This window comes from Thermococcus sp. 5-4 (assembly GCF_002197185.1).
In the GTDB taxonomy this organism is placed as follows: Archaea; Methanobacteriota_B; Thermococci; order Thermococcales; family Thermococcaceae; genus Thermococcus; species Thermococcus radiotolerans.
On the sequence record NZ_CP021848.1, the window covers coordinates 614,181 to 637,799 of the forward strand.

The window sequence follows — 23,619 nt, forward strand, 5'->3', positions numbered from 1 at the left end:
AGTGCTTAAAGGTTCACTGGTGAACAGCAAATTTCCCGAGGATCAGCAGGTCGAGCTTCGCCCTTCTGAACGTTCTCAGTGCGTCCTCCGGCGAGCAGACTATGGGCTCCCCGTGCATGTTGAAGCTCGTGTTCAGCACCGCACCCATGTCGGTCTTCCGCTCGAAGGCTTTAATTACCTCGTAGTAAATCGGGTTGATTTCCCTTCTCACCGCCTGCGGCCTCGTTGTGCCGTCCACGTGAACGACGGCTGGAGCGAGCTCCCTGAAGCTTTCGCTCGCGGTGTAGCTCATGGTCATGAACTCGTTGGGCCTTCCGTTGAGGTCTTCGAGGTACTCCTCAGCCCTCTCCCACCGCAGCGAAGGCGCGAATGGCTGGAAGACATCGCGCTTCAGGGCAACGTTGAGCCTCTCCTTGACGGCCTCATCCATAGGATTTGCCAAAATCGAGCGGTTTCCCAAAGCCCTCGGCCCGAACTCCATACTGCCCTGGAAGAAACCGACCAGCCTGCCCTCGGCCAAGGCGTCCGACACGAAACCGGAAACGTCAACCTCCTCGAACTCAACGCCCTCGTTCCTCAGGAATTCCTCAACCTGTCCGTCTGAATAATCTGGGCCCAGGTAGACGTGTTCCAGCCTGAACGGTCTCCATCTCCCGTCAAGCCTCTCCATCTGCGCCTTCACAAAAACCGCCGCTCCGAAGGCCAGACCTCCGTCGTCCATCGCCGGGAAGACCCAGAGGTTATCGTCTCCAAAGATTTTCCTTAGGACTGCGTTCGCCTTGACGTTCTGGGCAACTCCCCCGGCGTAGGCAACGGGAAGGCCTCTATCTGTTAGTTTAACTCCCAGCTCCTCAATCAGCTTCTCCAAGTGGGCCTGAGCGCTTGCCGCTATCTCCATGGCTTTTTTCTGGAGCTTACCCTCAAGCTTTCCGCGCTTCATCTGGAGGGCGATCTCCCTGGAGTGTCTGAGGGGATAATCAAAGAGCTCGGCGAGCTTCCTCGTCGCCTCAACCCCGATTACTCCGAGATGGTTGTCGAAGCTCAGCCCGTTGAGCTCTATGATCGAGCTTAAATCGTATGTAGGCCTCCCGTAGGCGGCGAGGCTCATTACCTTTCCCTCGTGGCGCATCGGTTTGAAGCCCAGAAGCTCGGTAACGGAGGCGTAGAAATCCCCCAGGGAGTCGAGGTAGGTGCTCTGGGCTATCCTGACCATCTCTCCATCTCTCGCGACGTAAATCGAGGAGCTCAGTCCGTCTCCCGCGGCATCAATGCTTACTGCGAGGGCATCTCTCCAGCCAGAGGTGTAGTAGGCCGATGCCGAATGGGCCAGATGATGCTCAACGAAAAGGACCTTCCCCTTAAACTCGGGCCCGAAGAGTGCGTGGAGGTTCTCCTCGAGCTCAAGAAGTCGTTTCTGCTTCCGGAATATGCCTGCAACGGCTATGATTTCAACGTCTTCTGGACTAGCCCCCGCCATCTCCAGGACTTTCCGCACGCTCAGGGCCGGAAAGCCCCTGTATTTCTTGACCCTGTTGAGCCTCTCCTCGTTGACGGCGAATACCCTACCTCCGTCAATGAGCGCCGCACCCGCGTCGTGACCGTCGTGGATTCCTAGAATCATGGTGGTGCATTCCACCTTCCTTTTTTAAACGTTGGGGAAGGGAAGAATTTAAAAATCCGGGCGGATGAATAGGTATTGGAGGTGAAACCATGAAGAAGGTTGCTGCAATCCTGGCCCTTTTCCTCCTGGTGCTCGTCCCCTTCGCCGGGGCGGTGAGCGCTGCGACGTGGAGCTATGAGAGCTTCATCAAGCAGTCAATGGCCTGGTACTACCTGTACCAGAGCGATGAGCACAAGTTCAACGAGCTCTACAACCTCAGCGCTCAGATGAACGTCAGCAACGAGACCCTTTCCCTCGCGATGGAGCTTTACAACAACGCGAGCGCCGAGTACAGCCAGGCCCTCACCTACGGCATCCCCCAGGGAAGCCGCACCCTCAGCTGGGTTGTCTTCAGCGTCCACATAAGGAAGGCCTACCTCTACATGAGCCAGGCCGTTGAGGTTCTCGAAGAGGCGCTCGCTCCCCTTGAGAATCAGACCGCCTGATTCCTCTTCTTTATTCCTTTGAACGTCAAAAGTAAATGCTGAAAAAAGAGATCAGTAGGTTCTTGCGAACCTCGCCACAAATTTTGCCTCCCGGCCACAGACCGGACACTTCTTGCCCTCTGGGGCTTTGGCCTTCTCCTCGGGGTAGGGCGTTCCAAGCATCTTGGCGTCGAGTATCTCCTCCATCTCAAGTCCACAGCTCTCCTCGCCGCACCATGCTATCTCCACTATTCCGCGCCTGTCCTCGAAGACGGCCTTGGCTTCCTCTATGGTCTCGACGCGCTTTATGTGGCTCTCAAGGAACTCCCTGGCACGGACGTACAGGTTCTCATGAATCGCATCGAGGGTTTTCCTAACCTCATCAACGATGGCATCGCGCTCAACCGTGACCTTCTCAAGGGTGTCGCGCCTGGCTATAACGGCTTTTCTGCCCGCAACGTCCCTTGGACCAACCTCCACACGGAGGGGGACTCCCTTGAGCTCCCAGTCGTAGAACTTCCTTCCCGGCCTTATGTCACGCTCGTCAACGTGGACTCTGAGACCTGCCGTCCTAAGCTCCTCCGCTATCTCGCGGGCGTAGGCGAAGACGTCAGCCTCGGCGTCCTTCTTGGGAATCGGCACGATCACGACCTGTATCGGGGCCACCGTCGGAGGCAGAACCATTCCCCTGTCGTCGCCGTGTATGGCTATGACAGCCGCGAGAAGGCGCTCGCTCATTCCGAAGGTGGTCTGGTGGACGTACTCGTGGTCTCCGCTCTCCGTCTCGTACTGGATGTTGTAGGCCTTCGCGAAGTTCTGGCGGTAGTTGTGCATGGTTCCTATCTGGAGAGTCCTGCCGTCGGGCATCATGACCTCTGCCCCGAGGGAGTAGTAGGCACCGGGGAACTTGTCCCAGTCGGGCCTCTTGGAGACTATGTAGGGCAGAGCTAGGAACCTTGCAAGCCTGTCGAATATCTGGAGGTCCTCCTTTATCTGTCTCTCTGCATCCTCAAAGCTGTCGTGGGCGGTGTGCGACTCGAAAAAGCGGCTTATCTCCCTGACACGGATTAATGGCCTCGTGTGCTTGGTCTCGTAGCGGTAAACGTTAACTATCTGGTAGATTTTGAAGGGCAAATCCGCGTGGGAGCGGATCCACAGGGAGAACATCGAGTACATAGCGGTTTCGCTCGTCGGGCGAAGGATGAGCCTGACATCGAGGGGGTCGTGGCCGGCATGGGTGACCCAGAATACCTCGCCCTCGAAGCCGGCTATGTGCTCGGCCTCCTTCTGGAACTCGGTTTCAGGGATGAGCGCCGGGAACAGAACCTCATCGTGCCCGGTTCTCTCCATCTCGGAATGTATGAACCTCTCAATGTTCCTCATGATTTTCAGCCCGTACGGGAGCCAGATGTTCATCCCCTTGACCGGATAGCGCTTATCCTGGATTCCGGCCGTTTCAATCAGCTCGTTGTACCACTCGCTGAACTCCTCGCTCCACTTCTTCCTCTCCACCTTACCCATCTACACCACCTAAAGGGAGAAACCGGAAAAGTTTTTAAGTTTTCCCGGTGCCGGGCCGGAATTTTGAGGAATTCCATGCAAAAACCTTATTAGGCTCGTTTCGATAACCATCTTAAGGTGATACCATGAGGCCGAAGGTGGCCGTTCTCTTTAAGATGAAGAGCAAACCTGTTGAGGAACTCAAGAAGTACGCGGACGTCGAGTTCATCCTGTATCCCGACGTTGATGAACTGAAGGAGCGAATAGAAGAATTCGACGCGGTGATACTCTCTCCACTGAACCCGTTTCCACGTGAGGTCATCGAGAGGGCCGACAGGCTGAGGGTGATAAGCTGCCATTCAGCAGGCTACGACCACGTTGACGTTAAAGCGGCAACGGAGAGGGGGATATACGTCACAAAGGTTGCGGGCGTCCTCAGCGAAGCCGTTGCGGAGTTCGCGGTCGGCCTCACGATAGCCCTCCTCAGGAAGATAGCCTACTCCGACAGGTTCATCCGCGCCGGCAAGTGGGATTCCCACCGGACGATATGGGGTGGCTTCAAGGATATAGAGACCGTTTATGGGAAAAAGGTTGGAATCCTCGGGATGGGCGCCATAGGAAAGGCCATAGCACGAAGAATGAAGGCGATGGGGACGGAGATACTCTACTGGTCCCGCTCTCGGAAGCCCGATATAGAGGAAGAAGTAAACGCGAGATACCTTCCCCTCGACGACGTCCTGAGGGAGAGCGATATCGTGATTTTGGCCCTTCCCGCCCTTCCAGAGACCTACCACATAATCAACGCGGAGAGACTAAAGCTCCTCGAAGGCAAGTACCTCGTCAACATCGGACGCGGAACCCTCGTGGACGAGAAGGCCCTCGTGGAGGCCATCGAGGAAGGAAAGCTGAAGGGCTACGCGAGCGACGTCTTCGAGAACGAGCCGATTCAGGAGCACGAGCTGTTCAAGCACGAGTGGGAGACCGTCCTAACGCCCCACTACGCAGGTCTCTCAAAGGAGGCCATGGAGGATATGGGATTCCAGGCGGTTAAGAACCTTCTCGCGGTTCTCCGCGGCGAGATTCCGGACACCCTGGTGAACCGTGAAGTGGTCGAAATCCGCCCTCCGGAGAGGGTGAGGATGCTCTGAGGTGATATCATGCTCGTTGAAGAGCTGAGGGAGATAACGCAGATTCCCGGAATCTCGGGCTACGAGGAGAGGGTGAGGGAAAAGATAAAGGAATGGATTGAACCTTACGCCGACTACACGGTTGATACCATTGGGAATCTCATAGTCGAGCTCGGCGAGGGCGAGCTTAAGGGCATCTTCATGGCCCACATGGACGAGATAGGCCTTCTAATCACTGGAATAAGACCGGACGGAAAGCTCACCTTTAGGAAAATCGGCGGAATAGACGACAGACTCCTCTACGGGAGGCATTTTGATGTTATAACCGAGAACGGAAAGCTCGACGGCGTCATAGGTGCCCTTCCGGTGCACCTCAACCTCGAAAGAAAGTTCGACACGGTTCCCTGGAGCAAGCTGGTCATAGACATCGGTGCCGAGAGCAGGGAGGAGGCGGAAGCGCTTGGGGTCAAGGCGCTTGATTACGCGGTCTTCAAGAAGCATTTTGCGGTTCTCAACCACCGCTACGTTTCAACCCGCTCGCTGGATGACCGCTTCGGTGTCGTCGCTTTAGTTGAGGCAATAAAGGACCTGGTGGACCACGATTTGGACGGAAGGTGGATTTTTGCCTTCACCGTGCAGGAGGAGGTTGGTCTTAAGGGTGCCCGCTTTTTGGCCGAGAGGTACTCACCGAAGTACGCCTTCGCCGTCGATTCCTTTGCCTGCTGCGGCGACCTGACCGGTGATGTGAAGCTCGGCGGGGGAGCGGTGATAAGAGCCGTTGATAACTCCGCGATCTACACGAGGGAGCTCGCCAGAAAGGTTACCGAGATAGCGTCGAGAAACGAGATTCCCCTTCAGATAGGTGTCACGGGCGGCGGAACGGATGCATCGGCCTTCCAGCATAAGAGCGAGGTTCTCGCTTTGAGCGTTCCGATAAGGTACCTCCACAGCGAAGTCGAGATCCTCCACCTGGCCGACCTCGAGGCCCTGATAAAACTCATAGAGGCGATAGCCTTCGAACTGTGAGCGTTCAATCAAAGACGGGGGTGATTTGGTGCTAAAATACGTCGGCTACTTCGCAGTCGGGATATTCATCGGCATACTCGCGGCGCTCTTTGGCCTCGGTGGCGGATTCCTGATAGTTCCGACGCTGAACTTCCTCGGCGTCGAGATACACCACGCGGTAGGCACATCGAGCGCCGCTGTCGTCTTTACATCCCTCAGCTCGGCGGTAGCATACTCAAGGCAGAAAAGAATACACTACAAGGCCGGCCTTCTGCTGGCCTCGACGGCCGTAATCGGTGCCTACATCGGCGCGTGGCTGACTTCTTTTATAAGTGCCGCCCAGCTGAAGGTAATCTTCGGTCTCGCGCTGATTATCGTCGCGGTGAGGATATACCGCAAGAAAACGGCCGAACCGAGTGAAGTCAGGCTCGAGGACGTTGAGATTAACTACAAGCTGGTTCCACTTGGAGGCTTCTTCGCAGGGATAGCGAGCGGCCTCCTCGGCGTAGGTGGGGGCATAATCAACGTGCCCTTCCTGACTTACCTCGGCCTGCCGATACACTACGCGGTGGCAACTTCAAGCTTTGCGATAGTCTTCACCGCAACGGCTGGAGCGCTCAAACACTACGCCATGGGCAATGTGGAGACCCAGTGGCTGGTTCTCCTTGTTCCGGGCCTCATCATAGGCGCCCAGCTCGGTGCGAGGATAGCGAAGAGAACGAGGGCGAGCAGCCTGAAGAAGGCCTTCGCGGTCGTCATGGCCCTCTTGGCTCTGAGAATGATTCTGAAGGGCCTTGGACTTCCTGTTCCGTGAGGCCCTCTTCTCCTTTGATTCACCCCTCCTAAATTATATAAACCCTCCCGGAGATACCGGGCCGATGCGGAATGCTTAACCCTGCGATGGCCGTTTTAATAGGTACCCTCATAGGCACCATAGCGGGTCTGTTTGGAGTCGGAGGCGGGTTCCTCATAGTTCCCTCGCTGGTGTTCCTTGGACTGCCCATTCACGTGGCTATCGGAACCAGCCTCGCGTGCATAACGATAAGCTCCCTCTCCTCAGCCTACGCTCACATTCGGGCCGGCAGGGTTCTCTACCGAGTGGCTTTCCTGAAGGAGGTCTTTTCAATTCCGGCCGCGGTGATAGGCGCGTACCTCTCGGGAATGCTGAACTCAAACATCCTGGAGGCAGTGTTCGGCCTTCTCCTAATCTACGTTGCCTACGTCTTCGTCAAACGAAACGATGTAAGAAACCGCGGGGAGGCACTGAGGATAAATTACCGGAAGGTCCCGCTAATCGGTGCCCTCTCCGGCCTGACCTCCGGACTCTTGGGGGTCAGCGGAGGGGTATTGAACGTCCCCCTCTTCCACACCCTCGCGGGTCTCCCCGTGAATTACGCTGTTGGAACGTCCAGCCTCGCCCTGTTCTTCACGGCTCTGGTGGGAACGGCCACCCACATCGGACTCGGGCAGGTGGACCTTCAAACGGCGCTCCTGCTATCCCCAGGTCTCATAATAGGGGCCGCCGTGGGGGCCAGACTGGTTCCGAAGCTTCATCCAAGGCGGTTTAAGATACTGTTCTCGGTTCTTCTGATAATGGTAGCGGTGAGGCTCCTCCTCAAGGCACTCAAAGGTTTTTAATCTCCTTGACTAGTTCCTCTGGGGAAGAACATGAAAGAAGTGTTCGAGAAAATCAAGACCGAGTACGGAGTCGAGATAGAGGATGAAAACGACATGACGAACGCATGGAAGCTCGTTGAGACCCTCAAGGATAGGGGGTGGGTGGTGTACATCATCACCGCCAGGGGACGCGAGCAGGTCGATGCGTGGCACCCGAACTACGGAAGCCTGTACGCCCAGTTCGGTGAGATTCCGCATTTTGGGAACGTGGTGGAGGGAATATGTGCCACAGCACTTCATATAAGGGAGCTTGAGAAGAATGGAACGCTCTGAAACGTTCGTTCCGTCGGAGTCCTCAAATAGGTTCAGAGCCTAGCCTTCATCGGTGATGTCCATGAAGGGGATGAAGGGCTTTGCACTGGCCCTGGCAATGCTGCTCCTTGGCAGCGTAATACCGCTGGGTCTAGCTGAGAGCAACAACACCACCGAATCGTACACCGGAGTGGCAATGGACAACAGCACCAGGGAGATGGTGATAGCGGGTCAGCTGATTGACCAGCTTCAGAGGCTGAGCAAGTTCGCCGAGGACAAGATAGAACCCATAAAGGACAAGCTGCCCGAGAACTCGACGATATTAACCCACTACGAGCTCGCAGAGGACTACAAGGAAAAGGCGATGAGTGAATACGAGGCCGGCGACTACTACAACTCGATACTGGACAGCCTCACTGCCATGCACCACTACAAGGTTGCCCTCTCAGCTCTCAAGGAGGCCAAGGAGAGGGTCCAGGATGTAAGGGAACGCATTAAGATGGAAATCGAGCGCATGACGGAGTACTTCAGGTTCGTTGAGAAGACAATAAACATCGCCCAGAACCAAGGGATAGACGTGAGCAACCTCACCAGGCTCTACAACGAGACCAAGGATGCCTACAAAGTTGTGCTAGATGACCTTAAGGCCGGGGACTACGAAAAGGCGAAGGCAGACTATGAAGTTGCCAAGGAGAAGAAAGCTCTCCTCGACGAGGAGCTGAGAAAGGTCCGCGAGGAGCTCGCCTATGCAAACGCCGAGGAGATCGTCAAGGACTTCCTGATCAAGGGCGAGAAGGGAATGGAGATAGCTCAGAAGGCAATCGAAGTCGGGGAGCAGAACGGTTACAACGTGACGGAGCTCCAGGAGAGGCTCGATGCTTTCTCGGAGGTTTACGATCAGGTCAAGGCTCTCGCGGACGAGGGCAAGTGGGAGGACGCTCTGACCGTCATGAAGGATAACAGGGAAACCATAGTTGAGTTCCACAACGCCGTTGAGTTCGTACTCAGGAAGGTTCGCGAGAGGGAGCTCGATGAAAAGCTGAAGGACGTCCGCGCTTTCCTCAGGGAGATGAACAACAGGATTCAGAAGGACGCAAAGGCACTCCGCGAGCTTAAGGGCAGGGGTGTCGACACCACCAGGGCGGAGGTTCAGCTGAAGGTGGCCGCCCAGGAGCTCAGGATAGGCGTCGAGCTTCTCAAGGCAAAGAAGCCCCTCCAGGCCAAGGCCCACTTCGCGATAGCCCTAGAGATGCTCCACAGGGTAGACGAGTTCATACTCGCCCACTCCTGACCTTTCCTTTTTCATTACGGAGGGATGCTTAAATGAGACTCAGGCAAGTTGCAGTCTTCCTGGTGGCAACGCTCATCCTCCTGCCTTGGGTTAGTGCATATACCGTCTCATCCCTGGTTTTGACGGTTTACGATGACGGCTACGTCAAGGTTGAATATGAACTCCTGCCCGCGGAGTACTCCTCCCAGATTGAACTTCCTCTCATAGGAGACCATTACGAAAACGTCATCGTTGAGGACGAGGACGGAAACCCCCTGAACTTCCGGCTTGAGAACGGAAGTCTCCTCATCTATTCCGGGGACGCCGAGGTAGTCAAGGTCTCCTACTACACCCCCGACCTGACCGCGAAGGAGGGCATGGTGTGGACGCTTCACGTTGCGACCAACGATTCCTTCACAGTTGTGTTGCCCGAAAACGCCATAGTGGTTGACCTGAGCGACATACCGCTTGAGATAGCAGGGAACTCAATAACCATGCCCCCCGGAAACCAGAGCGTTTCCTACACGCTCAACGGCAGAGGGGTCGGAGGGGAGAGCGGGGCAGGCAGTTTGTCGTATCTCGCTCTCCTTGGAGGGCTCGCGGTAGTCGGGGGCTCTGCCTACGCCCTATGGAGAAAGAAAAGGGGTCAGAGCTCAATGCCGACCCGCGAGGAGTTCCAGGCCAGGCTTGAGAACCTCGACCTCAACGAGGAGGAGAAGCGCGCGTTGCTCTACATCTTCGACAAAGGCGGGAAGGCCAGCCAGGCCGAGGTTAGGGAGGCGATAGGCCTGCCGAAGACCACCGCCTGGAGGATGTTCAAGCGCCTCGAGAGGAAGGGTCTTGTGAAGGTTCTGAAGGGCAGAAAGGAAAACTGGGTGGAGCTCAGGTTTTAGGGCTGCCGCATATAGCAGGGGTGTTTGAATACTTCTTTTCTCTTCTTGAGCACTTCTCCCGCAGAAAGAAACGTGGAGAAACGTTCTGAAACGAGCAAAGTCCGGCGGGTTCCTAATATACGTGTGGATACCTACACAGTGTCAGGTGAGGGCCATGAAGATGAGTATGAAAACTCTGCTGGTGATCTTCATAGGGGCACTGCTACCGCTCAGTACCGCGGCATGGGCGGCCAGTGTGAATGGCACTGCAACCAACACCACAGTAGTGGACAACCAGACCATTCCGGCCAGCAACGCCACCCCTGTTGATGTCACAAACATCACCAACGAGACGAACATAAGCGCGATTCAGGCCTACAATCTGCTCGTGATAGTGGATAAGGTCGCCAACTACACTGCCTGCCTGATAGCCGAGCTCAATGAGAGCAACGTCACGATTTCTAACTATACCCTTGATCTCTACTCCCGGGCTGAGGAAATGCGTGCTCGGGCATGGGAGCTTTACAACGCAGGCAATTACAGCGACAGCATAAACGCCTCCATGGAGGCTCTGTGCCTCTACAGAGAGGTTATCGAGGATATCATTGACCACTATGGGGAGCACGAGGAAAAGAAGATGGAGGAAGAGCACGAGTACTATGAGACGATAATGGAAGCTAGAGAAGAGCTTCACAGGGCTGAGGAGTACTTCCCGTACGTTGAGAAAGTCATTGCAGAGGCCAAGGCCGAGGGTCTCAACGTCACCTCTGTCATGGAGCTTTACAACGAGACCAAGGCCGCCTACATGGTCGTTGCCCAGGACCTCGATAGCGGCAACGTCACCTCTCTTCGGAGCGACCTCGAGTACGCGGAGGAGCTCATGGACAAGCTTGAGGATGCCGTCGAAGAACTCTCGGAGAGAATAGTCTTTGCAAGGGCAGAGGAGATAAGCAGGACTTTCATGGAGAAGCTGCAGAGACAGATGGAGCTTATGGAAAAACTAATAACTCCCTTTGAAAACATGACGATGAATGCCACCGGTATTGAGGAGGAATTCCTAGAGTTTCAGACGATGTACGAGCAGTTCAACCTTCTCGTTGAGAGTGCTCAGTATGATGAAGCGCTTGAGATGATTCAAGTCCTAAACGAGGAACTCTTTGAGATGATGGAAATCACTATGGAGCTAGAGGATCCATGGATGGGTAGCATGGACGATGACATGAATTGGGATGCCTGGGAAGAGAACTTCCCCGATGAAGAGGACTGGATGAATGAAACGGAGTGCTGGGATCCCTGGGACTCCGATTGAACTGTCTCTGTCAGCTTCGTTTCATTTTTCCAAGCCCGGAGGTGCTTGAATGAGGAACAATTCAGTCCTTGTGCTCATAATCTCAGTAATGCTCACCACCCTCGTGAGCGGGCAGTACTCCACCGAATCCCGCGAACTCATCGTCTATCCGGATGGATACGTCAAGGTAGTGGAGATTATCCAGCCTGAGAATTACACCGTTAGCGTTTCCATCCCCCTCCTCGCGGCTGACATTGAAGGTCTAACCGTTGTGGATGGGGCTGGAAATCCCCTCCCCAATGAAATAAACGGTTCCATGCTCGTGGTGTACTTTGAAAACGCCACTAGGATTAGGGTAACGTATTACACCCCCGACTTGACTACGAAGAATGGCTCCATATGGGGCATCCGTTTCAGTTCAAATCTCCCTGTTAAAATAACCTTTCCTGACAACGCGGTTATAGTTGACCTGACGGACATACCCCTCGAGATAAACGGCAACTCCATACTCATGCCCGCTGGAAACCAGACGGTTTCGTATGTTCTCGAATTCCGGCCACCGGGAACTACTTCAATGACAGCTCCGCCAGTGTCTGGAACGACTACGGAGTCTCCCAACTTGGGGATATCACCAACTCCGAGTACACCGGCCAAAGCTCCTAGCGGCGGTTCCACAAACCGGGACTGGACGATGATCGGCGTCCTAGCCTTCCTCGTCCTTGCAGTGGGTGGAGTTTTCGTCTACATGAGACGCCATGATGGAGGAGAAACCGCTGGCATCGGCAGGGAGGACTTCGAGAGGCGCCTCAAGGAGTACGAACTGACGAAGGACGAGGAGAAAGCCCTGCTCTATCTGTTCGACAGGGGCGGTAGGGCCAAGCAGGCAGAAGTTCGAGAGATGCTCGGTATCCCGAAGACGACCGCCTGGAGAATGTTCCAGCGCCTTGAGAAACAGGGACTCGTGAGGGTCTACAAGAAGAAGAGGGAGAACTGGGTGGAGCTCAAACTTTGAGCACTCACCTTATTCTCGCACCCAGCTTTACTTCTTTATCCGGCATGAGCAAAGCCACGTTCTCGTCGTCGTCAGCTGCTAAAAGCATTCCCTGGCTCTCTACTCCCCTGAGCTTCTTGGGTTCGAGGTTTGCTATGATGACGACGTAGTGGTTGAGCAGCTCTTCCGGCTTGTAGTACTTCTTCAAACCAGCGACGAGCTGCCTGACCTCGTCGCCCAAATCGACCTTGACTACGTAGAGCCTGTCGGCGTTCGGGTGATCCTTGACCTCGATTATCTTTCCGACCCTCAGGTCGAGCTTCAGGAAGTCATCAAAGCTGATGTATCCCATGCTTTCACCTTCCTCCTTTTTCTTCACCTTCTCCTTCTTCGAGACTTTTCCGGGCTTTTCAGATTTGACCCCGATTTCATCCCCATAGATGCTCTTAAGGATTGCCATGGCCTCTTCCCGTTTGGCCTCCCCGAAGCGCTCGAGGGCAATCTTCATCACATCGTCCCGCTTGTAATACTTATCGAGGAGCAGCCTGGCGCTTTTGGGGTTGCCCCGTGCTATGTAGTTCACGATGAAGTAGATGATGTCCTCGTCGGTTACTTTCTTGAACATCGGGGTGGCCTTCCTAACCCTGTGTCCGGCCGGAATCTCGGTGAACTTCCAGCGCTTGAGCTCCTCAAGGTTGAGGAGGTGCCATATCTTCTCGCTGGCATCGGGGAGAAACGGCTCCAGCAGGATTCCAAGGGCCTTGACTATTTGGAGGGATATGTTCACGGTGGTTGCCGTCCTCACGCGGTCGGTTTTGGCGGTCTTCCACGGCTTCTGGTAGTCGAAGTAGCGGTTGCCGAAGATGGCGAGCTCCATGACCCGCTTTAACGCGTCCTTGAACTTGTAGCGGGCTATCAGCTCCCCGGTCTCCTCAAACGCCTTCTCGATTTCCTCGAAGGCCTGTCTGTCGAGGTCGTCCAGCTCGCCCCTCTCCGGCACGGTTCCATCGAAGTAGCGGTTGGCGAAGGTCATCGCCCTGTGAACGAAGTTTCCGAGGTTGTTAACGAGCTCCTCGTTTATCTTGCTCTTGAAGTCGGCGAAGCTGAAGTCGCTATCGCGAGTTTCGGGCATTATGGCGGTGAGGTAGTAGCGCAGGTAGTCTGCCGGGAAGGCGTCTAGGAACTCGTGAACCCATATGGCCCAGTTCCTGCTGGTGGAGAACTTCTTGCCCTCGAGGTTGAGGTACTCGTTGGCGGGAATGTCGTAGGGCAGGTTCCACTCGGCCTCGACTTCCTCATCCCTGTACTTTCCGTAGGCCATCAGGAAGGAGGGCCAGAATATCGCGTGGAAGGGCACGTTGTCCTTGCCGATAAAGTGGATGACCTTGGTCTCGCCGTCGAGGTTGAGCCAGAACTTCTTCCACTCGTTCTCCCTTCCCTCCCTCTTCAGGTGCTCGATTGTGATCGAGATGTAGCCTATTGGGGCCTCGAACCAGACGTAGAGCACCTTTCCTTTAACGTCCTCGTCGTCGAGGGGGACGGGTATTCCCCAGTTGAGATCCCTCGTCATGGCCCTCTCTTCGAGGCCCTCGTTAATCCAGCCGAGAACGGTGTTCCTGACGTTCGGTTTCCAGTGCTCTTGGCCGAGAACCCACTCCTTCAGCCGCTCCTCAAAGTCCTGCATGCGGATGTAGTAGTGGGCCGAGTCCTTGAAGGTTATCGGGTTGCCGCAGATGTTACAGCGCGGGTTGATGAGCTTCTCCGGCGTCAGTGGATGACCGCAGACCTCACACTGGTCACCGCGCTGGTTCTCGGCGCCGCAGTAGGGACAGGTGCCTATGACGTATCGGTCGGGCAGAAACATCTTGTCGTGCTCGCAGTAGGCCTGCTTGGTGACCTTCTTGACTAGGTGGCCGTTCTCAAGCGCCTTGAGGAAGAACTCCTGGCTTACCCGGTAATGAACCGGCAGCTCAGTCCTTCCAAAGTAGTCAAAGCTTATCTTTGCCCTCTCAAAGGTCGTCTTTATGTGCTCGTGGAACTCGTCAACTATCTCCCTCGGGCTTCTTCCCTCCTTCAGCGCGCGGAAGGTTATCGGCGTCCCGTGCTCGTCGGTTCCGCAGATGAACAAGACTTCCTCGCCCCTAAGTCTAAGGTAGCGCACGAAGATGTCCGCTGGAAGGTACGCTCCTGCCAGGTGTCCCGCGTGAATCGGACCGTTAGCGTAAGGAAGAGCGGATGTTACCATGTACCTGACCATTTTAACCACCGTCCCGGCAATGGGTTTAGAGCCTTATAAGACCTGCGGGTTTTAAGCATTACGGTGGGTTATTTTTAAATGGCCGAAATATGTTGAGTTATGCATAATCTCTGCCCAAAGGTTTTAGTTTGGATGGCATCCATGGACTGTGGTGACCCTCATGAAAGCCAGAATCATCGAGCGCTTCAAATTCGAGGCGGCCCATGCTGTTCTGATCAACGGAGAGCCCGAGGAGATACACGGCCACACGTTCAGGCTTGAAGTGGCCGTTGAAGGCCCCCTGGAGAACGGCTACGTAATGGACTTCCTCGAGCTGAGGAGAATCGTGAACGAAATCATTGAGAAGCTCGACCACAGGAACCTAAACACGCTCTTCGAGAACCCGACGACCGAGAATGTGGCCCTGTGGATTGCAGAAGAGGTCGGAAAAAAACTGCCTGGTGATGTCAGGCTCAAAAGAGTGATCCTCTGGGAAGGAGAAGAGAACGGGGTGGAGTTTGAGTTTTAGTTCCCCTTCACCTTAACTTCCCTCACGCTCTCTGTGAGCGCCATTCCGTTGGTTCCCTTCTCGAAGGAGAGACCATCGGGCAGCGACACCTTCACCGGCACGGCCCTTTCCTTCTCCTCGCTTGGGGTCCAGCTTATCAAATCGCCCTCCTCAACGTCGAGCGTTTTTATCAGGCCCACCGGCCCTTCTATTATGTACTTGGCCGGCTCTTTCGGAGCGTAGAACCGCCATTTCCGGGCAGTTTTAAAGTCCACCACTCGTCTCGCGGAGTCCAGCCAGATTACGTCTATATCGCTCAGCATGAAGAACATGTGGATCGATGCGTTGGCCTTGGTTTCCGCCGGAAGAACGAAGACCAGGGCATAGTTGACGTTTCTAACCAGCATTAATCCCCTGAAGCGCTTAAAGAAGCTGTCCGCCAGCTTCACATGCCCGTGCCATGTTCTCTCCTTGGTCTCGTTGACGAGCATGGTAAGAAATGGGAGCGCGGGTTGATAAGTTTTTGGGAAAGAAAGGGAATTAGAGGTCTCCGGCCTTTGCCTTCTCCCCGAGCTCGAAGCCCTTGTGAAGTGCCTTGAGGTTTATCTCCTCAGTGCCCTTGGGGACCGCATCCAGAACGGCCTTCTCTATGGCCTCCCTGCTCACGACGCCGGTCCACGCCGTCAGGATTCCGAGGGTGAGGATGTTCATGGTGAGGCTCAGTCCGGTGGTTTCCTCGGCTATCTCCGTGAGCGGCAGCGAGACCACCTCAAGCCCCTTCTCGAACTCGGTGTCCCTGTGCGGAACGAGCTCCTCCTCGACTATTATCCGTGCCCCCCTCTTCACAGTCTGGAGGTACTTGTTGTAGGCCTCCTGGGAGAAGAAGACGGCACAGTCGGGATTGAGGGTCTTGGGGTAGTCTATGGGCTCGTCGCTTATGACCACCTCTGCCTTGCTCGCTCCACCTCTAGACTCCGGCCCGTAGGCCTGTGTCTGAACGGCGTAGAGTCCCTCGTAGACCGCCGCGGCCCTCCCGAGGATGACGCTCGCCAGGATGACTCCCTGACCGCCGAAGCCGCTGAAGAGTATCTCCTTCCTCATTCTTCCCACCCCATCATCTTCTTGGCACGCTTCTTGTACGCCTCGTACTCCCTCACGAGACCCGGCCTGTCCCTGTCGGCAAACTCTCCGATGACTATCTTGCCCTCGAGCTCCTCCGGTGGCATCTTCTTGGCCTTCGCGAGCGGGACGGTTATCTTCTGATACCAGCGGAGCAGTTCCGGAGCGGTCTTCATTCTGTTCCTCCTTCCGAAGCTTATCGGGCACGGCGAGAGGAACTCGACGAGGGTAAATCCTTCCTTGTTGAGGGCCTTCTTGATGCTGTTGATTCCCTGGAGGTAGTTGAAGACGCTCCACCTTGCCACGTAGTTGGCTCCAGCCGAAACCGCGAGGTCGGCTATGTCGAATGGGTTCTCGAACTGGCCGTAGGGTGCCGTCGTTCCGCGCAGGCCCTTCAGAGCGGTCGGCGCGACCTGCCCGCCGGTCATTCCGTAGGTGAAGTTGTTGATGAGTATCACCGTGACGTCGAGGTTCCTTCTGATGGCGTGGATGAAGTGGTTCCCACCGATGGCTGCCGCGTCGCCGTCGCCCATGAAGGCGATTATCTTGAGGTCCGGATTGGCGAGCTTTATGCCGGTGGCGAAGGCTAAGGCCCTCCCGTGGGTCGTGTGGAGGCCGTCGAAGTTGACGAAGCCCGGAACGCGGGAGGAACAGCCGATTCCGCTGACCCATACTATCTCGTCCGGGTTGAGGCCGAGGTCATCTATCGCGCGGAGAGTGTACTGGAGCGCCGAGCCTATTCCACAGCCCGGACAGAATATCGTCGGGAGCATGTCCTTTCTCAGGTACTTGTCGCGAATCTCGTAAGCGGATTTCAGGTACATTCAGCCCACCACCCTCTCGACTATCTCCATCGGAGTGTGAACCTCGCCGCCTATCTTCGCTATCAGCTCGACCTCCGCCTTTCCATTGGCGCCTTCCTTGACGAGGTGGTAGAGCTGTCCGAGGTTCATCTCCGGGACGTATACCTTCTTCACGCGCTCGGCAAGCTCCTCGATCATGTCGAAGTCGAAGGGCCATATCGTGTTGAGCTTAAGAAGGCCGGCCTTAACGCCCCTCTCGCGGAGTATCTTAACGGCCCTTACCGCCGAGCGGGAGACTATGCCAGTGCTCACTATCGCTATCTCGGCGTCATCGAGCTCAAAGGCATCGTAGGAGATTATGTTCTCCCTGTTGCGCTCCAGCTTCTCGATTATTCTCCTCACGAGCTTCTCGTGAACCTCCGCGTCCACTGTCTTGGGCCTTCCCCTCTCGTCGTGGGTGAGACCGGTGACGTAGGTTCTGTACCCCTTGCCAAATATTGGCATCGGCGGCACGCCGTCGCCGTGTATGTCGCCGAACGGGAACTTCGCCTCATCCTCGTTAGCCGGAAGCTTGCGGTCGATTATCTCGATCTCCTCCGGCAGGGGAACGTAAACGCGCTCGCGCATGTGGGCTATCTCCGCGTCGGTGAGAAGAACCACCGGCGTCCTGTACTTCTCGGCCAGGTTGAAGGCCCTTATGGTGAAGTCAAAGGCCTCCTGGACGGTTGAGGGACTGAGAACTATGAGTGAATGGTCGCCGTGGGTTCCCCAGATGGCCTGCATTATATCGCCCTGGGCCGCGAGGGTCGGCTGACCCGTTGATGGACCGCCGCGCTGGACGTCCACGACAACGACCGGAGTTTCCGTCATTATCGCGTAGCCTAGGTTCTCCTGCATGAGGCTGAATCCTGGGCCGCTCGTTGCAGTCATGGCCTTGGCCCCGGCCCATGAAGCCCCTATTATCGCCGCCATGCTCGCCAGCTCGTCCTCCATCTGTATGCTCACGCCGTCCACCAGCGGCATATAGAGGGCCATGGCCTCGAATATCTCGCTCGCGGGCGTGATTGGATAACCCGCGTAGAAGCGGCATCCCGCGAGGATCGCCGCCCTTGCTATCGCCTCATCACCCTGAATGAAATCACTCTTACCGACCGGAAAAGGGTATCTCATCTGCATCCCTCCTCATAACCGACCCTGAAGGCTTTGATGTTTATATCCTCGGTTCCCTTGGGAACCCTCCTCCTTATGGCCTCCTCGACGTTTTCCTTCTTCACAACGCCGGTTTTCGCCACGAGGTAGCCGAGGGCGACCATGTTAACGGTGAGTGCCAGACCGGTGCTCTCCTCAGCCAGGCGCGTGAACGGGGCACCGATGTAGACCCTATCGGGCTTAACCAGGTCGGTGTCTATGATCAACAGCCCATCCTTTCTCAGCTCGTCCTTGACGGTGTCGTAGCCGAGCTGGGCGAGTGCGACGAGAACGTCCGCCTCGGTGACTATGACGTCGTAAATCGGCTCCTTGGATATTATCACGTCCGCTATGGAATGACCGCCCCTGCTCGCGGAGCTGTAGTCCTGGGTCTGGACGACGTTCAGTCCCTCTATGGCGGCGGCCTCGCCGAGTATAACACCGGCCAGGACAACGCCCTGGCCGCCTATGCCTGCGAACCTAACCTGCATGGCTCTCACTCCTCCTTAAGGCCGAAATGCTCCTGAACCTCGTCTATGAGCTTGTTAAGCTCCGTGGTGAACTCCGGCCTCTCCCTGTTGACTATCTCCCCTATGACGAACTTGCCCTCAAGCTCCTCCGGGCTCATGTTTCTCGCCCTGCTGACCGGGACTGAGTTCTTGAGGAACCACCTGAGCATCTCGGCCGGCTCCTTCATCCTGTTCCTCCTTCCGAACTGGACGGGACACTGGGAGATGACCTCGACGAGCGAGAAGCCCTTAACCTGGAGGGCTTTCTTTATGCTCTCGATGAGCTGGTAGACGTGGGCAGTGGTCCACCTGGCAACGTAGCTCGCTCCGGCGGCGGCAACAGTCTCGGAAATCTGGAGCGGGTGCTCTATGTTCCTGTACGGGCTGGTGGTGGTTTTAGCGCCGAAGGGCGTCGTAGGGGCGACCTGGCCGCCCGTCATTCCGTAGATGAAGTTGTTGACGAGGATTACGGTTATGTCTATGTTCCTCCTCGCGGCGTGGAGCAGGTGGTTGCCGCCTATGCTCGCCAGATCACCGTCACCGCTTATGACGACGACCTTCTTGTCGGGAAGGCCCACCTTGACGCCGGTGGCGAAGGCTATCGCCCTCCCGTGGGTCGTGTGGAGCGTGTCCGCGAGGAAATACGGTGAGGCTATCCAGGCGGAGCAGCCTATACCGCTAACGACGACGAGGTCCTTGGGGTCAATCTTGAGGTTATCTATCGCGTTCGCGAAGGCGTTGAGGACAGTTCCGCCGCCACAGCCGGGACAGAGGGCTGTGGGTAGGGCCTCCTTGCGGAGGTACTTAACCATCGGGTAGGTGGAGTATATCTTCTTCGCCATCAGGCAACACCCCTTATCTCGCGGAGGATCTCCTCAACGGTCAGAGGCACTCCGCCGATTTTGTTCACGCCCTTGAGGAGGACGTCGTCGTTAACGTAGCGCTCGACCTCTATTATCATCTGGCCGAGGTTCATCTCTGCGACGAGTATTGCTCTAACACGCTTTCCAAGCTCCCTCATTCTCTCGGCCGGGAACGGGTGGACGGTCTTCGGCACGAAGAGGCCGACCTTTATCCCCTCCTCCCTGGCCCGGAGAACCGCTCCGAGGGCTGGTCTCGCAGTTACTCCCCAGCTGACGACGAGTATCTCGGCGTCTTCCGTGAAGTGCTCCTCGTACTTCTCGTAAACTTCGCGGTTCTTCTCAATCTTGCGGTGGATTCTCCTCACGAGCCTATCGTGAACCTCGGGGGTGTAAACGTCCCTCAGGCCGGTCTCCTTGTGAGTCGAACCGGTAACGTGGGTGAAGTAGCCGTGACCGAAGAGCGGCATCGGCGGAACGCCGTCGCCATGGGGGTCGCCGAAGGGGAGCCTTGCCTCTTCCTCGTTCTCCGGAAGCTTGCGGTAGGTTATCTCGACCTCCGAAACGTCCGGAATCTTTATCTGCTCCCTAGTGTGGGCGAGCACTCCATCGAAGAGCACCACAACGGGGGTTCTCAGCTTTTCGGCAATGTTAAAGGCCCTTATAGTCTCCCAGAAGGCGTCCTGCCCGCTCGTCGGAGAAACGGCAACGATCGGATGGTCGCCGTGGGTTCCCCACCTGGCCTGGAAGAAGTCGCCCTGCGCTCCCTTCGTGGCCTGTCCCGTTGAGGGGCCGCTCCTCTGGACGTCGACCAGAACGAGCGGGGTCTCGGTCATCACGGCGTAGCCGAGGTTCTCCTGCATGAGGCTGAACCCGGGTCCGGCGGTGGCGGTCATAACCTTGAACCCGGTCCATGAGGCGCCGACCATCGCGGCTATGCTCCCAATCTCATCCTCCATCTGGAGGTAGTAGCCGCCGAGCTTCGGCAGTTCGCGAGCCATAGTCTCCGCTATCTCGCTGGAGGGGGTTATCGGATAACCCGCGTAGAAGCGGCACCCGGCGAAGAGCGCGCCGTAGGCTACCGCCTCGTTGCCCTGCATGAAGTAGTTGCCCGGTTTGTAGAGCTTTCTAAGGAGCCTGAGCTGTTCAGGCTCGTTTCCACGAATAATCATTGTCACCACCTTATGGCTATGGCAAAGTCCGGGCAGAGAAGCTCGCAGAGCTTACACTTGACGCACTTCTCGGCGTGAACCGGGACGGGGTAGTGGACACCCTTCTCGCTGAGCTCCTTGCTCCATTCAAAGACCTTTCTCGGGCACATCTCGACGCAAATGCCACAGCCCTTGCACAGAAAAGTGTCCACGTCGATTTCAACGATTCCTTCCGCCTTGCCGGTAACGAGGTAGTCAGACCTTTCGACCACGGTTTTCCCTTCGACATCTGCCATAAGCATCACCCGCGATTTGCTAAGCCCTTTTACGTTTGTCAACATTTAAAGCTTTCGTGAGGGCCCATAAATGAGCATCAAAGAATCACGAGAGGCGTTATAAGGCCGGCGAAAAGAAAGCATGAAAATTCTTTCAAAAGCGAAATAACTTCACCACGTCACCAGCTGCCAGTCGAGGAGGCCGTTCTCAACTATGTACTCCCACCTCTCACGGCACTCGGGCTTGAGGTTCTCGATGTGGCTCAGGTCCTGAGTCGCCGAGAACTTCTTTATCGCCCTTCCTATGGTCTTATCGTAGTCGGTGAGGCAGTTGTGCGGCCCGCGCTTTGAACCGGCTCCAACGGGGTCGCTCAGGATTCTCTTGTCCGGGAAGCGCTTCTTTGCCCAGATTAGAACCTCAACCGCGCTCCAGAGCCACGGTGGGCGGTACTCCTTTTTCTCCCAGAGCCGCTCGTAGAGCGTTCCCTTCTGGATGTCGGTGATGTTTATCGAGAAGGTGTCGGTGTATGGCTCGGCCTTGATTATGCTCTCCTTGGCGTCCTCTATGCCGTCGCGTTCGCCCAGGAAAATAGGCTTCAGCAGGAGGTAGGTCTTGACATTCGCCCCGGCCTCGTGGGTTATCTCCGCGGCCCTAACGAAGTCCTCAAATGTGTTGCCCTTGTTGATTGAGACATCGGCGATGTCGTCGTTTGCCGTCTCAAGGCCGATCGCAACCTCGAAGTGCTTATCGGGGACTATCTCGGCCAGCTCCCTAACGGCATCGTAGCGGACCAGCTCGCTCCGGCTCTCGATGACTATCTCCCTGACCTCATCCAGAGCGGCCAGAATTTCAAAGATTCTCCTCCTCGTCTCGGGCTTAAGCTCTCCGTTGTCAAGGAAAGAGCCCGAGGTGAACATTCTGACCGCGAAGGGCCCCTTTTTGCCTTCGATTTTCTTGAGGGCCTCTTTGACGTAGTCCACTATGGCGTCCTGGCTCCACTTTACCTTTGGCGCGGCCGTGGGGTAGGCGCACATGTAGCAGGCCTGATTGATTCTAAAGCGGTAGCATCCTATCGTGGGCAGGATTATGAAAAGTGCCGTTCCAGGCTCCCCGGCGACGTTGTCCTCGCTCGTCCAGTATGTCATTCTCTCACCTAAGCCTCGCTGGAAGTTAGGGTTTTTAAAGGTGAGGGCCTAGTCCCAAACATGCCGAGGATACTCATCACGAACGATGACGGGATTTATTCCAAAGGGCTGCGAGCCGCTGTCGAGGCCGTGAAAGACCTCGGTGAGGTTTACGTGGTCGCGCCGCTCTTCCAGAGGAGTGCCAGCGGAAGGGCCATGACCCTTCACCGTCCCCTCAGGGCCAAGCTCGTTGACGTTCCCGGGGCGAAGGTGGCCTACGGTCTTGATGGAATGCCCGTTGACTGTGTAATATTCGCCCTGGCCCGTTTCACCGATTTTGACCTGGCCATAAGCGGCATCAACCTTGGGGAAAACCTAAGCACCGAGATAACCGTTTCGGGAACTGCTTCCGCGGCCATAGAGGCGGCGACCAACGGGATTCCGAGCGTGGCGATAAGCCTTGAGGTCAGCCGGGAGAAGTACAAATTCGGCGAGGGAAGCGAGGTTGACTTCTCCATAGCCGCTCACTTCCTGAGGAAGGTGGCGCGGGCCGTTCTGAGGGATGGTCTTCCGGAAGGCGTCGACATGCTCAACGTGAACGTTCCGGACGACGCCACCGAGGAGACCGGAATAGCGGTCACGAGGCTTGCCCACAGGATGTACCGGCCGACGGTCGAGGAGCGCATAGACCCCAAGGGCAACCCGTACTACTGGATAGTCGGCAGAAAATGCAGGGAGTTCGAACCCGGGACGGATGCCTACGCCCTGAAGGTGGAGAGAAAAGTCAGTGTGACCCCGATAAACATAGACATGACCGCGAGGGTTGATTTGAGGGAAGTTGAGAGGCTGTTCTAAGCCTCTCCAAAGATACTCTTCACGAACCACTTCTCGTCGAAGGGCTTTAGGTCGTCGTAGCCCTGACCGACGCCGACGAAGAGTATCGGAGCACCTATCGCGTGGCTTATGCTCAGAGCGGCGCCGCCCCTTGCGTCCGCGTCCAGTTTGGTGAGGATTACGCCGTCGATCTTCACCGCCTCGTTGAACTGCTTCGCCTGCTCGACGACGGAGTTGCCGGCTAAACTGTCGCCGACGAATATCACCAGGTCTGGCTTGGTTACGCGCGCTATTTTCTTCATCTCGTCCATGAGGTTCCTGTTCAGCTCGTTCCTCCCGGCGGTGTCTATGAGAACAACATCAAGTCCCCTGGCCTTGGCGTGCTGGATCGCGTCGTAGGCAACGGCGGCTGGGTCGGCACCGTAGGAGTGCTTGATGACCTTGACGCCGACGCGCTTTGCGTGCTCCTCGACCTGCTCTATCGCCCCGGCGCGGAAGGTGTCGCTCGCGGCTATGACGACGCCGAGACCGTTCTTCTTGAGCCAGTGGGCGAGCTTGGCTATGGTGGTCGTCTTTCCGGAGCCGTTGAAGCCCACAAAGGCTATGACGAAGGGCTTCTCCTCCTTGGACTTTATCAGCTCAAGGAGGTCTATTTTCTTCTCGGGTGTCAGGACCTCAAGAACGGCCTCGCGGACGGCCTCTTCAACCAGGGCCTTCTTGTTCGTTCCTATCTTGACCTTCTGGCCGACGAGCTTCTCCTTTATCCTCTCCTTGAGCTCCTCGACGGTTTCGAGGGCAACGTCAGCCTCGAGAAGTTCTATCTCCAGATCCCAGAGCGCGTTTTCAACGTCCTTCTCGCTTATTTCAGTCTGCGAGACCTTGTCCACGAATGAGCCTAACTTCTCCTTGAGTTTTCCCAGCATCTTTACCACCCCATGAGCGAG

General features: G+C 56.2%; 25 protein-coding genes. 12 read left to right on the forward strand and 13 right to left on the reverse strand.

Annotated elements, in window-relative coordinates; translation table 11 throughout:
• Positions 1-13: 13 nt before the first annotated feature.
• A complete protein-coding gene (locus CDI07_RS03490; protein WP_088180281.1) occupies positions 14-1,621 on the reverse strand; it encodes a carbamoyltransferase in 1,608 nt (535 codons plus the stop codon).
• An 89-nt stretch (positions 1,622-1,710) separates the two neighbouring features.
• Here CDI07_RS03490 and CDI07_RS03495 point away from each other — a divergent pair, with 89 nt between their 5' ends.
• Positions 1,711-2,106, forward strand: a complete 396-nt coding sequence (locus CDI07_RS03495; protein ID WP_088180282.1) for a pyrolysin — start codon at positions 1,711-1,713, stop codon at positions 2,104-2,106.
• 51 nt (positions 2,107-2,157) lie between these two features.
• Here CDI07_RS03495 and proS read toward each other — a convergent pair whose 3' ends face one another.
• On the reverse strand, positions 2,158-3,606 hold the full coding sequence (proS, locus tag CDI07_RS03500; RefSeq protein WP_088180283.1) for a proline--tRNA ligase: 1,449 nt from the start codon (positions 3,604-3,606) through the stop codon (positions 2,158-2,160).
• A gap of 125 nt (positions 3,607-3,731) precedes the next feature.
• Here proS and CDI07_RS03505 point away from each other — a divergent pair, with 125 nt between their 5' ends.
• The 9 genes from CDI07_RS03505 (at position 3,732) to CDI07_RS03545 (ending at position 12,088) form a co-directional block, all read left to right on the forward strand.
• Positions 3,732-4,733 carry a 2-hydroxyacid dehydrogenase gene (locus CDI07_RS03505; protein WP_088180284.1) on the forward strand — a complete coding sequence of 334 codons (1,002 nt, stop codon included), beginning with the start codon at positions 3,732-3,734 and terminating at the stop codon, positions 4,731-4,733.
• A 9-nt stretch (positions 4,734-4,742) separates the two neighbouring features.
• Positions 4,743-5,738 carry a M42 family metallopeptidase gene (locus CDI07_RS03510; RefSeq protein ID WP_088180285.1) on the forward strand — a complete coding sequence of 332 codons (996 nt, stop codon included), beginning with the start codon at positions 4,743-4,745 and terminating at the stop codon, positions 5,736-5,738.
• Between the two features lie 28 nt (positions 5,739-5,766).
• Positions 5,767-6,531: a sulfite exporter TauE/SafE family protein gene (locus CDI07_RS03515; protein WP_088180286.1), complete on the forward strand. Its 765-nt coding sequence runs from the start codon at positions 5,767-5,769 to the stop codon at positions 6,529-6,531.
• 71 nt (positions 6,532-6,602) lie between these two features.
• Positions 6,603-7,355 carry a sulfite exporter TauE/SafE family protein gene (locus tag CDI07_RS03520; RefSeq protein ID WP_088180287.1) on the forward strand — a complete coding sequence of 251 codons (753 nt, stop codon included), beginning with the start codon at positions 6,603-6,605 and terminating at the stop codon, positions 7,353-7,355.
• Between the two features lie 30 nt (positions 7,356-7,385).
• The gene (locus CDI07_RS03525; protein WP_088180288.1) at positions 7,386-7,667 is read left to right on the forward strand and encodes a hypothetical protein; all 282 of its coding nucleotides are present in this window, start codon (positions 7,386-7,388) and stop codon (positions 7,665-7,667) included.
• Between the two features lie 61 nt (positions 7,668-7,728).
• Positions 7,729-8,937 carry a hypothetical protein gene (locus CDI07_RS03530; RefSeq protein WP_088180289.1) on the forward strand — a complete coding sequence of 403 codons (1,209 nt, stop codon included), beginning with the start codon at positions 7,729-7,731 and terminating at the stop codon, positions 8,935-8,937.
• A 32-nt stretch (positions 8,938-8,969) separates the two neighbouring features.
• Positions 8,970-9,809 carry a helix-turn-helix domain-containing protein gene (locus tag CDI07_RS03535; protein WP_088180290.1) on the forward strand — a complete coding sequence of 280 codons (840 nt, stop codon included), beginning with the start codon at positions 8,970-8,972 and terminating at the stop codon, positions 9,807-9,809.
• A gap of 154 nt (positions 9,810-9,963) precedes the next feature.
• Positions 9,964-11,097: a hypothetical protein gene (locus tag CDI07_RS03540; protein ID WP_193432408.1), complete on the forward strand. Its 1,134-nt coding sequence runs from the start codon at positions 9,964-9,966 to the stop codon at positions 11,095-11,097.
• A 49-nt stretch (positions 11,098-11,146) separates the two neighbouring features.
• The gene (locus CDI07_RS03545; RefSeq protein ID WP_088180291.1) at positions 11,147-12,088 is read left to right on the forward strand and encodes a helix-turn-helix domain-containing protein; all 942 of its coding nucleotides are present in this window, start codon (positions 11,147-11,149) and stop codon (positions 12,086-12,088) included.
• 4 nt (positions 12,089-12,092) lie between these two features.
• Here the strand turns inward: CDI07_RS03545 and metG are convergent, their stop codons facing one another.
• Positions 12,093-14,324, reverse strand: coding sequence for a methionine--tRNA ligase (gene metG / locus CDI07_RS03550; RefSeq protein WP_088180292.1), 2,232 nt, complete (start codon positions 14,322-14,324; stop codon positions 12,093-12,095).
• 160 nt (positions 14,325-14,484) lie between these two features.
• Here metG and CDI07_RS03555 point away from each other — a divergent pair, with 160 nt between their 5' ends.
• Positions 14,485-14,832 carry a 6-carboxytetrahydropterin synthase gene (locus CDI07_RS03555; protein ID WP_088180293.1) on the forward strand — a complete coding sequence of 116 codons (348 nt, stop codon included), beginning with the start codon at positions 14,485-14,487 and terminating at the stop codon, positions 14,830-14,832.
• On the opposite strand, the gene CDI07_RS03560 is transcribed toward CDI07_RS03555, so the two are convergent.
• The 9 genes from CDI07_RS03560 to CDI07_RS03600 all read right to left on the reverse strand — a co-directional run bounded on the left by CDI07_RS03560 (position 14,829) and on the right by CDI07_RS03600 (position 21,862).
• Entirely contained in the window at positions 14,829-15,302 is a 474-nt protein-coding gene (locus CDI07_RS03560; protein ID WP_088180294.1) for a DUF192 domain-containing protein, read from the reverse strand. The genes CDI07_RS03555 and CDI07_RS03560 overlap by 4 nt on opposite strands.
• 49 nt (positions 15,303-15,351) lie before the next feature.
• Positions 15,352-15,912 (reverse strand): 2-oxoacid:ferredoxin oxidoreductase subunit gamma, encoded by a 561-nt coding sequence (locus CDI07_RS03565; protein ID WP_088180295.1) that lies wholly within the window; start codon positions 15,910-15,912, stop codon positions 15,352-15,354.
• Positions 15,909-16,754: a 2-oxoacid:ferredoxin oxidoreductase subunit beta gene (locus tag CDI07_RS03570; RefSeq protein ID WP_088180296.1), complete on the reverse strand. Its 846-nt coding sequence runs from the start codon at positions 16,752-16,754 to the stop codon at positions 15,909-15,911. Before CDI07_RS03570 ends, CDI07_RS03565 begins: the two co-directional genes overlap by 4 nt.
• The gene (locus CDI07_RS03575) at positions 16,755-17,903 is read right to left on the reverse strand and encodes a 2-oxoacid:acceptor oxidoreductase subunit alpha (RefSeq protein ID WP_088180297.1); all 1,149 of its coding nucleotides are present in this window, start codon (positions 17,901-17,903) and stop codon (positions 16,755-16,757) included. It lies immediately after the preceding gene.
• A complete protein-coding gene (locus CDI07_RS03580; RefSeq protein ID WP_088180298.1) occupies positions 17,900-18,412 on the reverse strand; it encodes a 2-oxoacid:ferredoxin oxidoreductase subunit gamma in 513 nt (170 codons plus the stop codon). The genes CDI07_RS03575 and CDI07_RS03580 overlap by 4 nt, the downstream gene beginning before the upstream one ends.
• A 5-nt stretch (positions 18,413-18,417) precedes the next feature.
• Positions 18,418-19,272, reverse strand: coding sequence for a 2-oxoacid:ferredoxin oxidoreductase subunit beta (locus CDI07_RS03585; RefSeq protein ID WP_088180299.1), 855 nt, complete (start codon positions 19,270-19,272; stop codon positions 18,418-18,420).
• A complete protein-coding gene (locus CDI07_RS03590) occupies positions 19,272-20,462 on the reverse strand; it encodes a 2-oxoacid:acceptor oxidoreductase subunit alpha (protein ID WP_088180300.1) in 1,191 nt (396 codons plus the stop codon). The genes CDI07_RS03585 and CDI07_RS03590 overlap by 1 nt, the downstream gene beginning before the upstream one ends.
• 2 nt (positions 20,463-20,464) lie before the next feature.
• Positions 20,465-20,737: a 2-oxoglutarate ferredoxin oxidoreductase subunit delta gene (locus tag CDI07_RS03595; protein WP_088180301.1), complete on the reverse strand. Its 273-nt coding sequence runs from the start codon at positions 20,735-20,737 to the stop codon at positions 20,465-20,467.
• Between the two features lie 150 nt (positions 20,738-20,887).
• Positions 20,888-21,862 carry an archaeosine biosynthesis radical SAM protein RaSEA gene (locus CDI07_RS03600; protein ID WP_088180302.1) on the reverse strand — a complete coding sequence of 325 codons (975 nt, stop codon included), beginning with the start codon at positions 21,860-21,862 and terminating at the stop codon, positions 20,888-20,890.
• Positions 21,863-21,922: 60 nt separating this feature from the next.
• Between CDI07_RS03600 and surE the strand changes: the two genes are divergently transcribed.
• Positions 21,923-22,696 (forward strand): 5'/3'-nucleotidase SurE, encoded by a 774-nt coding sequence (surE, locus tag CDI07_RS03605; RefSeq protein WP_088180303.1) that lies wholly within the window; start codon positions 21,923-21,925, stop codon positions 22,694-22,696.
• Here surE and ftsY read toward each other — a convergent pair.
• On the reverse strand, positions 22,693-23,598 hold the full coding sequence (gene ftsY, locus CDI07_RS03610; protein WP_088180304.1) for a signal recognition particle-docking protein FtsY: 906 nt from the start codon (positions 23,596-23,598) through the stop codon (positions 22,693-22,695). The two genes, surE and ftsY, sit on opposite strands and share 4 nt — an antisense overlap.
• Positions 23,599-23,619 lie beyond the last annotated feature (21 nt).